7 protein-coding genes are annotated in these 13,697 nt (G+C 46.1%); 2 read left to right on the plus strand and 5 right to left on the minus strand.

What is annotated here, in order from left to right; all coding sequences use genetic code 11:
* Positions 1 to 28: 28 nt before the first annotated feature.
* The 4 genes from H8S84_RS01720 to H8S84_RS01735 all read right to left on the minus strand — a co-directional run bounded on the left by H8S84_RS01720 (position 29) and on the right by H8S84_RS01735 (position 9,795).
* Positions 29 to 2,923, minus strand: coding sequence for a PD-(D/E)XK nuclease family protein (locus tag H8S84_RS01720; protein WP_187065551.1), 2,895 nt, complete (start codon positions 2,921 to 2,923; stop codon positions 29 to 31).
* Between the two features lie 342 nt (positions 2,924 to 3,265).
* Entirely contained in the window at positions 3,266 to 3,700 is a 435-nt protein-coding gene (locus tag H8S84_RS01725) for a VOC family protein (protein ID WP_187065552.1), read from the minus strand.
* Positions 3,701 to 4,007: 307 nt separating this feature from the next.
* A complete protein-coding gene (locus tag H8S84_RS01730) occupies positions 4,008 to 6,248 on the minus strand; it encodes an ATP-binding protein (RefSeq protein ID WP_187065553.1) in 2,241 nt (746 codons plus the stop codon).
* A gap of 145 nt (positions 6,249 to 6,393) precedes the next feature.
* Positions 6,394 to 9,795, minus strand: coding sequence for a UvrD-helicase domain-containing protein (locus H8S84_RS01735; RefSeq protein ID WP_187065554.1), 3,402 nt, complete (start codon positions 9,793 to 9,795; stop codon positions 6,394 to 6,396).
* A 118-nt stretch (positions 9,796 to 9,913) separates the two neighbouring features.
* On the opposite strand from H8S84_RS01735, the gene H8S84_RS01740 reads away from it, so the two are divergent.
* Complete coding sequence (locus tag H8S84_RS01740) at positions 9,914 to 10,084, plus strand: hypothetical protein (RefSeq protein ID WP_230407014.1); 171 nt, start codon at positions 9,914 to 9,916, stop codon at positions 10,082 to 10,084.
* A gap of 376 nt (positions 10,085 to 10,460) precedes the next feature.
* On the opposite strand, the gene H8S84_RS01745 is transcribed toward H8S84_RS01740, so the two are convergent.
* Positions 10,461 to 11,000 (minus strand): hypothetical protein, encoded by a 540-nt coding sequence (locus tag H8S84_RS01745; RefSeq protein ID WP_187065555.1) that lies wholly within the window; start codon positions 10,998 to 11,000, stop codon positions 10,461 to 10,463.
* 634 nt (positions 11,001 to 11,634) lie between these two features.
* Between H8S84_RS01745 and H8S84_RS01750 the strand changes: the two genes are divergently transcribed.
* A complete protein-coding gene (locus H8S84_RS01750) occupies positions 11,635 to 13,479 on the plus strand; it encodes a DEAD/DEAH box helicase (RefSeq protein WP_187065556.1) in 1,845 nt (614 codons plus the stop codon).
* Positions 13,480 to 13,697 lie beyond the last annotated feature (218 nt).

The raw sequence follows: 13,697 nt of genomic DNA on the forward strand, positions 1-13,697 counted from the left end.
AGGAAGTTATGCCCGATTAATGTATGACTTACCTTGCACAAATTCCCCTATAGGCGCACCACTGGCAAACGTCAAGGTCTTTAGTTTTCTGAATTGGCTCTGTCGGGTCTAATAAGCGTTCTACAAAGTCAGTCAGGAGCTTTTCGGAGGCAGCTACAAAATCATTGCCCAGGCTTTCAAAATTAAATTCTGAGGAGAGTACACCACCGTCCAGGTTACGGAATGAGATAATGCCTGACTTCGGGTCTATGCTCTGCGGGGAAACGTGTGGTGCATTGCGCAGAATCTTACCTGGGTCGCGTTGCAGTGTGCGGTGCAATATATACTCGTAGAGCCACAACTGACGTGCTTTGCCATACTTTGCATCGGTTAAAAAGTGCAGTTCCAGTTCCTCCGGCTTCACATTCAGCTGGCTCTTTTCTACTTTACCCGTTTTGTAGTCTATCACACGAAGTTCGTGACCTGTAAGATCGATGCGGTCTGCTTTGCCAGCTATGCGCACCTGCAGTATTTCGCTGTTTACCTGCACCGGAAGTATAGCATCCAGAGTGTCTTCGAGGCGCAGCACGTACAGCGGCAGTTCGTCAGATTCTTTGAGCTTTTGCAGGTATTTTTCCAGCACCTCCACGGCCACTTTATACAGCAGGTAGTTCATGCCGCGTTCCGGTTTGGCGCCCTGCGTTACTTTACTAAACTCGGCTTTAGTTTTGGCTGGTAGCGCCTGTAGCATCTGCTCCACATGCCCGGCAAGTATAGGTTCTCCGCTTTGCTCGTGGGGTTTAAAGAAATCCTCCAATACCTGGTGCACAATGGTACCAAATTGATCGGCTCCCAACTGTTCGTCCACTTCGTCGATCTCCTGCATTTTGGCGATGCGGGTAAAGTAGTACTGCAGCGAACAGTTGATGTACATGTTCATGTGCGAAGGGTAGAGGCCGCGCTCCAGCTCCTTCTTCAGCTGTGCAATGGTGTTGGCGTCTTTTTCGATGAGTATGTCCTCTTCATACTTGCGCGTTTGCTCCTGTTGCACAGCGGCTGTCATGTCGCGGAAGGTGATGCGGGAGTTGCGCAGGGCCAGGTCGTTTTGCAACTGAAGTATAAAGCGGCTTCTCTCCCCGGACCCGTATGTATCGGATGGGAGAACATACAGCAGGTTTACACGCTTGGCACGCTGCAGCAGGCGGTAAAAGTTATAAGCCATCGCACCTTCGGTTTCGGCGTAAGTTGGCAGTCCAAATTGTTTTAGCACATCGTAAGGCATCAGCGATTCGTGGCGCTTAGGTGCAGGCAGTGTGTTTTCGTTTACCGAAAGTATGATCAGGTTCTCAAAGTCCAGGGCACGGGTTTCGAGCATACCCATGATCTGTACTTCAGAGATCGGTTCACCGCTAAAAGGCAGCCTTGTCTGACCGATCAGCTCGTACAGAAACTTCTTAAAACTCCGCACCGAGATCTTCTGCTCACGGCAATCGAAAATAGTATCGAGGCGCTTTACTAAAGTATAGAAAATGTAGAGGTACTCCGTTTCGATGGTGTTATGGCCGTGACTGTATACTTCGCGCAGCTTATCAATCAGCTGGTACATCGACTCGATGATGTCGTCGCAGTCGCGCCAGCTTTTAAACAGTATCTCGAATAGTGGGTGGTGTTGGCTTAGCTCGAGCAGTTCTTCTGCCCGAATGAGTACCTTATTTTCCTGTACCATCTTCTCCAGCACCAGCTGTATCATGCCATGGTATTTTGCCTGCTCGGGATCATCGTTCAGGTGCAGTTCGTACCTCCGGATAAAGGGGTGCGTGAGCAGTTTAGTAATCGACAGGTGGTGGTACTGGTGTACTCTGTAGCCAGAGTCGCTGAGCTGCGTTACGCCCGTCAAGTGCACTTCAAACAACAGGTCTACCAAGTTAAAGAGGGGAGTGCCTTTAAAGCTCAGACCCATGGTAACGTTATAGGTAGGGATGCTTTCAGGTATAGAGTGCAGCACCGGCAGCAATAGCGTTTCGTCGGGCAGCACAATAGCTACCTGCGCGTGTTTGTCTTTTTCGCGTATCTCCTGCAGCAATTGGCCAGCCAGTTTGCCCTGCATGCTGGCATTGGCCACACCGATCACGTTTATCTCTTTTTCATCCGTCAGCAGCAGGTTTTGCTGCCAGCGCCATTCCGGTAATTTCCAGGTGCTTTTATACTTGCGCAGAAAGCTGCCAGCCCGGTTAGGCGTGTTTTTTTCCATGTAAAAGTCATCGCTGTCGAACAGTACCTCAGCCTTTTCGTGCTTCAATAAGGTTTTGATGATCTTTTCTTCGGAAGCAGTTAAGCTGTTAAGTCCGATAAAAATAAACTGCAGGCACTCATCCGACTTAGCTATACTTTCGATATCCTTGGCCACTTTGCGGAAAGCCATACCTGTGTATGCCTGTTTGTTCTCGAGTAAGCGTTTCTGCAGGTTGTGGTAGGTCTTTTCAATGTTATCCCAAAGGCTGAAGTATTTGCGCAGGGTAGGAGAGATCTCTTTGCCTAAGAACTTTGGATCCCAGCGCTCCAGGGCTTTGGCTTCGGTCAGGTATTCAAATAGCTTTTTTGTGTCTACCAGATTCTGGTCGATGCGGCTGAAATCGTCGAGCAAAGTACCGGCCCACGTTACAAACTGGTCGAAATCCATGTTTGGGTCCTGCTCGCGCATCAGGTCGTACAGTTCCAGCTGCAAGTTTATCGGCTCTACCACATCCGTCTTCGCCAGCTTCCGGATAAAGTCTTCCATGGAGTGCACTTCCGGCGACCAGATTGGTTCAGGCGAGGCTTGTGCCAAGGCTGTTTTAAAGAAGAAACTTGCCCGCCTAGAAGGCAATACAATGCACAGGTCGCTGATGTTCTCTTTATACTTTTCGTAAATGTATTTCGCCGTTAGCTCCAGGAAGGTTTGCACGTGGGTAATTTAATTTTGAATGAGTGGGTAAGTGAATTACTAAGCTACATATTTTATCATCATAGTGATCTTCATGGCTGCTACAATGATAAGTGTAAATGGTAATATAAAGTTAAATTTGGATGAATAACGCAGGTTTTGATAAGGTACAATGGAAGCTAGTAAAGCAATTACAATAGCTACTGATGTCAGCATAAATAACTGAACTACTCCGTCTATGAGTAGGAGGACGCTAACTGAAGATTTAGTGTAATAAGTATAGTCAATCAAAAGTCCTATAGCCAGTAATAATATAGCAGTAACCCATGCTACAATTTTGAACTTGAACATAAATAAATTTGATTAATGGATCGACTGCATCTTCGTATTCCCATGATCATCCATAGGCAGGAAAGGATTGTAGGCAATTTCCCATAGGTTATCATCCGGATCTGCGATGTAGCTGCTGTAGCCACCCCAAAACACTTTTTCTGGTCTTTTTACCACGCGGGCGCCTTTCTCCTCCAGTTGGGCCACCAACTCGTTTACTTCCTGCTCCGAACGCACGTTGTGTGCCAGCGAATACCTTCTAAAACCGGTGCCGTAAGGATCAACGCCGGCATCGTCGGCCAACGACTCCTGCGGGAACAGGGCCAGCTGAATGCCGTTCAACTGAAAGAATACCACGCCTTCCGTGCTGCTTTCTGTGGGCGTCCAGCCAAACACGTTCAGGTAAAAGTCGCGTGAGCGCTGCAGGTTTTTTACGCCTAAGGTGATAAGTGTCAGTCGTTGTTCCATAATAAGTTCTGCCCAGGCTTCACCTGATAACAGGAGGGCCAGGAGTTTTATAAGTTATACTTTAGTAATAATGTTAGTTTATCTGCGCATATGCCTTCCGAAGCCGGTTAACCAGCTCTGGAGTATTATCGGCAAGGGTTTTGGTTCTTATGCTATGAGACACACATTAAAGTTGCCAGATCTTTAGGATCGCCAAATGGCTATACTTTGTAAGGCCAAGATAAGAAGAAAAGGTAAGCCTGCGGCGTATTACTGAAAGTATAAATGCGCAATGGCGGTCAAATCTCTCCTGAGTTGCTCTTCTATACTAAACGGCAACAGCATCCGGGAAGCAGAGGGTGAAAGTTGTACCTTTGTTTACTTCGCTTTCCACCTCAATTTTACCTCCGATCAACTCAACCTGTGTTTTGGTTAAGTATAGGCCAATACCTTTAGAGTCTTTATTGCGATGAAAGGTGTTGTAAAGGCCAAACATCTTGGTTTTTACTTTATCCAGGTCTATACCCAGGCCATTATCAGCAACAGACAGGTATACTTGCTCATCAGCAGCCCATGACCTTACATATATCTCTGCCTTTCGGGTATCTGAGCTATACTTTAATGCGTTGGAGAGCAGGTTGTGGAGAATGCTTTCGAAGTATACTTTAGGCACATGCAGGGCAGATACTTGTAAATCGGTTCTGATTACAGCATTGGTCTTAAGTATAGAGGTTTGCAGGTTCTGCTTTTCCTTTTCGATCAGCTCAGATATCTGCACGTTTTCCCGCACAAGTTCCTGCTTTATGGCTGAGCGCAGCACCAGGTTCAGCTCATCGATGGTAGAGGACATATTGTCTATCATCTTGCTCATGCGCTCCATTACTTCTGCACTTGTTTCATGAGTAGGCTCAGCTTTGTACAGCTCATACAAGCCTTTGATGTTGCTCATAGGAGAGCGTAGGTTATGCGCTATGATCTGGGCAAAGTCTTCAAGCTTTTTGTTTTTTATCTGCAGTTCTTCTGCCGAGGCATTCAGCTCTTCATTTAGGTCAATCAATCTCTTGGCTTGATCCTGCATAAGCAAAGCCACAATATCTTTTTGCAACAATTGGGCAATGGTAATATCGTTTAATGACCAGGCCAACGATTTGCCACGAACAGTTTCTTCCCAATCGTTAAAGGATTTTCGCGGATGTATGTGCTCACTTGTGCCCAGTTCAGGTTTATCCGGATTGCCAGCCCAAATCCTTTTTTCCTTGATTTCAGGTTTAAAGAAAAGAATATACTCTTTGTTATATCTGGATATCTCAATAGCTAGTAAACCGCTGGCTACATTTCTGTAAGCAGTTGCACCGGCAATATGTCTTGATAACTCACGAGTAGCTATTACTTGGTCTGCCTCTCGTTGAGAGAGCCAGTCTAAAATTTCAACTATCTGATCTTGTGAAGGGGTATTGCCAATTGTGCAGATCTGGCTATGAAGGTGCATGGCTGCCCCATGGCCTTGGGTAATGCTCAGGAGATTGGTGTCTAGTGTGAAAAGACCCTCTTTAAGACTTTCAGTTGCCATCACCTGATCAATCAGCTTCTTTTCTACAGCCTTATAACGGTCCATTATCTGATGGTCTGTTTTCTCCTGGTTTGCCAGTATGGTATTGGCAAACGTTAATGCTGTTACCAGGCAAGTTTGCCGCTTCCAGAAGTTTATGAACTTAGCAGACTCGTGCTGGCAGGCAATAATACCCCAGAGTTTGCCTTGTACAATAATGGAAACTGAAAGTGTTGCCCTTACCTGCATGTTGCGGAGGTACTCCAGGTGTATTTCAGAAGGGTTGCGCAACTCTGACAGGATAATGTCAGTGGGAGCGTTGGTTTTTGGGTCGAAGTATGGTACTATGTCAATGGCTTCGGCACCTACATCTGGTATCTGCCTTACACATTTCTTCAGAAGCAACTCTCGTGCCTGCGCCGGAATATCAGTAGAAGGAAAGTGGTGGTGCAGATAAGAGCGTACCCCCGGCTTTACTTTTTCAGCTATTACTTCGCCATGCCAATCCTGGTCAAATACGTACAGCGTTACACGGTCGTAGTCGAGCAGGTGCTGCACATAGTTTACCAAGGCTTTTGTTTGTTCCTGAAAAGTTGGCAGCCCATTTAATTCTGAATGGAATTGTGAAAAGCTAAGCGTATTTTCAAGTCTGTTTTCGTTCAGAGCGGTATCCATTGGCTCGCACTCCAGCACCAATTTGTTGTCGCTTTTGTGTATAAAACCGAAAAACCCCTTTTGTTGGAGCGTAATTGCCTGCGGACTTACAGAAGTGCCTTTGACAAGTTGTCCTTCAAGTATGGCATATTCTTCAAGAGAGGCGACTGAGGCTAGTGTTTTACCCAGCAAGTTTTCGACTGAAGCATCTAAGTAAGTGCCAACGTTCTGGCTTGCCTGCACTACTTCTAATGAGTCTTTATCCAGCACCAGCATAAAACCATGAGGCTGTATCCTTCCTATAATGTGTATAGGCTCTTTGTCGCAGTTGGATAAATCAACCTTTAGGTTTTTGTAGTTTTGCATGGTTTATACTTGGCTGTTACACCGATATTACTTCACTCTTATACGCTGCACTTTTTCTCGATCAGCCACTCATAAACACGTTAGCACATAATAAAGATGCTAACTAGGATAGATGCTCCTTTATGCTAAGCTCTAAAGTATAAATTTAGAACGAAAGCCCCAATTGTTCGGCAGGTTTACCTCCATAAGCCCAAGTTAACACCTGTTGTGTATCGAAGTAAAACAGCACGCACTTTACTTTTTTATAGCCCAGCTGTCTGAACCGCACCGCGTAGTGATCCAGTCTGTTACGGTGTTCCGGCTCTGGCGGTGGTGTTTTAAATTCTATCAGCACCACACCTTCACCGTCGAATACAATGCGGTCAGGTTTGTACAGGTAAGCCCTTGCATCCAGCACTTCTTTTTCGTGCTCTACAGCTACTTTATCAGAGAAGTACCTGGCAAGATCTGGGTGCTTTAGCACTTTAGTCAGTTTATTACGCAGGTCCGGCTTTTCGCGTTCGCTTATGATGCCTTCGTACACCATCTGGCGGAGCACCTTTTCCAGCTCATTGGCAAAGGCAATACGTGCAAGTGCGTAGTGTAGTTTGCGGTTTTGCTGGCGCTGTTGTGCCTGTGTTGCGAAGTCGAACACGTTGTTGGCGTGCTGTTTTATTTTCAGGCGCTGCTCCCAGTCACTGGCCACCAAATGTTCCAGTGAATACGTGTGGCTAAGGTCCAGGCGGTTATGATTTAGACTTGGTTTGCCCTGAGCCAGCTGGTAACAATGCTCCCCGAATTCCCACATTACCTTGTGCACCAGGTAGCGGTACAACAAGTGGCTCACATTCTTTGCTTGTCCGTCCAGCTTCGGGGCTTTTCGTTCATCCAGCAGGTCTTTAGCGTTACCTATCAAGTATAGCCTGTCGATGGGGCGGGTAAGGGCCACGTACAGCATGTTCAGGTTCTCGATAAAGGTTTTTTCTATCTCGGTGCTGTACTGCTGTGTAAGTATGGTGTTCTCCAGTTTAGAACTTATGTTAACAGCCACGCTTCGCAGTTTCCCAGTTACACTTATCTCTTCCGGCAAATGGCTCCACATCAACGAACCGCGTTTAGGTTCGGTGCTCCAATCGGCAAACGGTATGATCACGATAGGGTAAGCCAGTCCTTTGGATTTATGTATGCTGGTGATGGTGATGGCGTTGCGATCTTTGGGCGTGTTTATACTTAGCTTGTCTTTCTGCACATCCCAATAAGCCAGGAAGTTGTTCAGGTTATTGCTGTGCTTCAGGCTGTACTCCAACACCAGGTCCAGGAAACGGAACAGGTACTCGCTTTCGTTGTTCTTGCCCAGCAGGTTAAAGATGCGAATAAGTTTCTCGGTTAATTCATAGATAGACAGGTTGCCGGTTTCGCGCTCCTGCACATCGAAGCCGAACACGCGCAGCTGATCAAAAAACGACTGGTTCTCTTTCTCGTTCGCAATATCGGCAATGGTCTGTGTCATGCCCACATCCGGAACAGTCTCCAGCGCCACTTTACAAACCAGGTATAAAGCCTCTGATTTTGCCAAAGAATCGTTGGGTCGGTTAAACACCCGGAACATGGCAATAATCAGGTTAATTACCTCGGCAAACTGAAGTGAAAGTGAGTCCTGTGAAATGATGTCGAACTTACGCTCTTTCAGAAAATTGGCAATCAGCTTACTCTTGATGTTGGTGCGGCAAAGTATGGCCATGTCTTTTAGCTCATAGCCTTCGGCCATTGCCTCCGTTACCAGCTGCAGCACCATGTTAAGTGTACTCTCGTCGTACGTCAGCACTTTAGGTTGCGAATACCCGTCGTACAGTTCTTCGGTGCGGTGGCAGTTATTCAGATCATACTTGTAGTTTTCGTCATCATCGTGCGTGAACATCACCTGAATATGGCCGCCGTTGTTCTGGCTGCCGGCTGGTACCTGCTGTTTAAAATCTTCGTCGTAGATGGAGGTGAAGATGCCAAATTCCGGATGGCCTTCGCTGATGAAGCTGAACAACTCGTTATTAAAGTCGATAATTTCGGAGCGGCTGCGGTAGTTGGTTTTCAGGTTATCCGGTTGCAGCGCCTGGTCTACAGAGTCGTAGCGCTCTTTGATAAGCGGACCGTGGCGGCGGTTCTCGTACAGCTGTTTCGTGCTTTTCTTGTAAAGGTGCAGGATCTGCTCCATTTCACCACCGCGCCAACGGTAAATAGCCTGCTTAGCATCTCCTACCACCATACTAAAATGGCCGGAGGCAAGGGCATTGTCTACCAGTGGCAGCAGGTTGTTCCATTGCAGCACTGAAGTGTCTTGAAACTCATCGATGAGGATGTGGTTATACTTTTCACCTAATCGTTCATAAATAAATGGCACCGGCTCCTGCAGCACAATATCAATAATACGCTTGTTAAACTCGGAGATGTGCACCGTGTTACGGTCCAGTTTTATCTCCTGCAGGCATTTCTCCAGCTCGTTTAAAACCGATACTTTGTACAGGTGAGGCACAATCTGTTGGATTAACGTATAGGTGCCGGCATACTGCTCTTTTATACTTTCGATGTGGTAGTACAGGTCGGTGAGCGGCTGCTTTATACTATCGATCTGGCTTTTAGTATAAACGCTTGCCTTGCCGGCATACCACTTGTCTTCTTCTATACTTTGGCGGGCGTAGTTGTTGCCGTAGTTCAGGTCGATGTCCTTCTGCGAGAATTTATTAAAGTAGCTCCAGATTCCGCGGTTGCCCTGGTAAAAATCGGCAGGGGAGAGGTCGGCATTCTCGATCAGCTTCAGGCCCTGCATTCCTGCTTCCTGAACCGCTTCTTCTATTTTCTTCTTAGCCTCAAACAACTGCTCACGCACCAGTTTAAAATCCTCCAGGCTCAGTTGCTGAATGTCGGTTATAGCCTCGTATACTTGCTCGTTAAGCAGGTTTCTGGCAAAGTCCATTAGGTCATCTGCCAGTAAGGTCCAGCTTTTGCCTTCGCGGGCTTTCTCCAGCACATACTGCTCCAGCGTCTGCGAAAGCATATCGTCTTTGGCATCGCTTACCTTGTCCAGTAATAGCGACACTGCAGTGCTTAGCAAGGCATTCGAATCCAGGTCTACCTCAAAATTGTGGGGGATATTTAACTCTCGTGTAAAGGCCTGCACAATCTTATTTACAAAACTGTCGATGGTGCTCACGCTAAAGTCTGAGTAGTTATAAAGTATCTGGCGGAATAGGCTTGCAGCACGCCGGCGAACCTCTTCCACATCCAACTGCTCCTCAGGGTACTCACGCTGCAGATCTTCAGTTATACTTTGTAGCAGGTTCTCACTTTTCGCTTTTTCCTTTTCAGATAAGTTGCCGTCGTTAAAATTTCGCAGTGCGGCTAGTATACGCTCCTTCATCTCAGCGGCGGCATCGTTTGTAAACGTGATGGCCAGGATGGAGCGGTAATAATCCGGGTTTGAAGTATGCAGGGCCAGCTTCAGGTATTCTTTGGTAAGGTGGTATGTTTTACCAGAGCCGGCAGAGGAGGAGTATATCTTAAAAACAGAAGGCATAAGTATGGGTCTATTGTTTAAAGATACAGCTTAGCAGCTGCATTGCACAAGTTATACTTTGAAAGAATTTGTTAGAATTAATGTATAATGGTAAGCTTCTTCTGTTTATGGTTTTAACATGGAAGGGATTTTACTGTTCGCTTGCTTTTCGCCTCGCCGGCTGGGCCTTACTTTTCTCCTTGATGAGAAAAGTAAGCAAAAGAATCAAGACAATTTTGAACTCGCTGAACGCTCAGACAAAAAATCGTCAGTGGTGCACCTGGCAAAAGCCGTTGCTGCGTTGCAATAAAGGATACTTATACTTGGTTGCCAATTGCCAGAGCCGCTAACTAAGAAGTGTCAATCCCAGTTTCTCTGTGGGGGTAGGGACCCTCTTTAAAGAGCCGCCTTGTGACAGCCGGTGCCGCTCTAGCGGCAGCCGAAGCTCAGCGGAGGCAGGAGGGAACACAGCGGCGATGCGGAGAAACGAGGCCACCCGGCTTTGAGGGCACCAGAGCCAGAGATGAAACGATTGGCAAGTAAGACTGAGGAATAAAGCCAATTGGATAGAGTAGCAGAACTTTTGAAGTATAGTGTAATAAAGTCATGTGAAAATAGACTTTATAAAACAATAAAGCCCTTCCTGTGCAGGGAAGGGCTTTATATGTTATAGTTAAAGTAGCTATTTATGCATAAACAGGCTCAGCTACTCTGGCTTCTTGTTTCTGGTGAGAGGCAAAATCATTCACGCACACATGGTACATGATACGCGCCATAGATACAGAGTAGTCAGTGATAATACAGTGCTGCTGCTCTGGACTAATAAGCGCTTTGCTGCTGCCAAGGTTAAACTTGCTTAGCTCCATTACCTCATCAAAGTTCTGGCGCAGCATTTTTAATGCTTTAAAAGAAGGCTCGTTATAGTACATCGGAATCACCTGGCATACGGCATAGCTGCCTTTTGCTCTCTCTGCTCTGATCATCTGGCACAGCGATTCGATATTCATTTTATCCAGATCAGAAATGATCACGAAGAATACTTTCTTCTGCTCTGTGTTGGTGGATCGGGCAGGCACACTGCCTAGTAGCATGTTGCGTGTAATCTTGGTGCCTTGCTGAAAGCAATCGTCTTTCAGAATCTTGTTGTGGATTTTAAAGGCCAGCGCACCGGAGGCTATTAGGTTGAAATCTTTACCTTGAGTTGAAATTTTGGAAAAGTGTAACATAAAAATAGGGACTAAAGGGTTTAAGGTTTATTTAACTAGCTGTTCAGGCTTCTAACCTGCTTCTCATTAGCTTAGGTAAATAAGACTTGTCACACGGATAAAATAATAAGGTTAGTTTATTGGCGGAAGTGTAATGTTATTGGGTCATAAGGGTGTAAAATATGGGTTTCAGAATATTTGCATTTCGTATTTCTACGGTACAATTGCGATTACTATACATGTAAAATCACTATATATGGTAAACGCATTGTTTTTAAGGGTGAACAGGAGGTTTTAACGTGTGAAAGTATTATTAGTTACCTTTTCTAATATTAATTTTAATTTATTTCATAAAAATAAAAAATAAATATTAGTTAAATCAAAATGTTCTGATTTATAAGTTAACGGTACAATACAAGAGGTGATACCATCTATTTCACGGGTGGATATACTAGAATTAAATAAAATAGTTTAATCAAATTTAAAGTTGTACCTTTGCGCCCGATTTGGATACGGTCTGATTACTGTATAACTGGATACACCATCTGTTGGCAAAACCTAGTTGTTTTTAGTTTTTCGTGTCGCTCTCTACGTAGAGATAGGTTAAAAAAGCAGACTGCCTCCAGATGTGTCATAAAAAGTTATTAGTAATTAGATGAACAAAATCAGATTTGATGAGCTTCCGCTTTCGCAGGAAGTTCAGCGAGCAATCGCAGACATGGGGTTCGAAGAAGCCTCTCCCATCCAGACAGCAGCTATCCCGGTTGTATTAGAAGGAAAAGACATTATTGGCCAGGCCCAGACAGGTACTGGTAAAACTGCTGCCTTTGGTATACCTACCATCGAAAGCATTGATCCTAACAACAGGAGTGTACAGGCACTTATACTTTGCCCTACACGCGAGCTGGCTATCCAGGTTTCCGGTGAAATCCAAAAACTGGCCAAGTATAAGCAAGGCATCAGCGTGGTTCCTATTTATGGCGGCCAGAGCTACGACCGTCAGCTGCGTGCCCTAAAGCAGGGTGTACAGATTGTGATCGGTACGCCGGGCCGTGTAATGGACCACATCAACCGCGGTACATTAGTGCTGGATAACGTACGCAAGATTATACTTGATGAGGCGGATGAAATGCTTGACATGGGCTTCCGTGAGGATATTGAGTATGTACTGGAGCGTATCCCGGAAGATCGCCAGACGATCTTCTTCTCTGCTACTATGTCCAAGCCGATCATGGAGATGACCAAGCGTTATCAGACTGATCCGGTGTTGGTAAAAGTAGTACACCAGGAGCTGACAGTAAGCAACATCGATCAGGTATACTTTGAAGTAAGAAACAACATGAAGCAGGAGGTGTTATCGCGCCTGCTGGATATGTATAACTTGAAATCAGCTATCATCTTCTGTAATACCAAGCGTATGGTAGATGACCTGGTGGCTGGTTTGCAGGCCCGCGGTTATTTTGCAGATGGTTTGCACGGTGACCTGAACCAGAACCAGCGCTCAAACGTGATGGGCAAGTTCCGTAACGGTACGCTGGAGATATTGGTAGCAACAGACGTAGCAGCACGTGGCCTGGACGTTGAGAACGTAGAGGCAGTGTTTAACTACGATCTACCGCAGGACGAAGAGTCTTATGTACACCGTATCGGCCGTACAGGTCGTGCCGGTAAGTCTGGTAAAGCTTTCTCGTTTGTAGGCGGCCGCACAGACGGTTACAAGCTGAAAGACATCATGCGCTATACAAAAGCGAAGATCGTGTTGCAGCAAGTACCATCATTAGAAGATGTAAATGAGATCCGTACCAATGTTTTCTTTGACAAAGTGAAAGAAGTATTGGAGAAAGGCCACCTAGCGAAGCACGTTGCACGCATAGAGCGCTTCGTGAATGAGACAGAAGGCTATACTACACTGGATGTGGCTGCAGCGCTTCTGAAGATGCACCTGAAAGAGCAGAAGGTGAAAGAAAAAGGTGCTGAAGCTGAAAAAGGACTTGGTGCAACCAAAGAAGGTATGGACCGCCTGTTTATCACCATCGGCAAAAAAGACAGAGTACACCCACGCGACCTGATCGACCTGCTGGCACAAAATGCAAGCATTCCGGCCGGGCAGGTAGGAGACATCGACCTGTACGACAAGTTCAGCTTTGTTGAAGTACCAAGCGAATATACAGCTGAGATCGTGGCCAATGTAAACCGTATTGAGTACGAAGGTCGTTCTATCGTTGTAGAGAAATCGCAGAAGAAAGGCTCTGGCCCGAAAGAAGGCGGCGACCGCGAAGATTTCGGATTTGGCGGCGGCTCAGGTGGCGGCGAAAGACGCAGAAGCGGCGGTGGCGGCTCTTTCAGAGACCGTGATCGTGGCGGTTACGGCAGAGGAGATCGCGGCGGCGATAGAGGCGGAGACCGTGGCTTTGGCGGTGATCGTGGTGGCTTTGGAAGAGGCGATCGTGGTGGAGAAAGAGGAGGCGACCGTGGCGGTTTTAGAAAAAGAAGATTCTAATTTTCTTTCGCAGTTTGTAACCTTGCCTCATAGAAGGCGTAAATAATATCATACAAGCTTTGAGTGTAAAAACTCATAAAATTGTTAGAAAAGGCTGACTTGAAACGTCAGCCTTTTTGTTTTTAGGAACTACTTAAGTAAGGCAGAAAAATAATTTGAATAATTTTTCCTTTTTCGCAACCTGCCACTATACCGGGGCGTAAAAGAGGATATCATAA

This window comes from Pontibacter cellulosilyticus, assembly GCF_014306105.1.
GTDB classification, from domain to species: domain Bacteria; phylum Bacteroidota; class Bacteroidia; order Cytophagales; family Hymenobacteraceae; genus Pontibacter; species Pontibacter cellulosilyticus.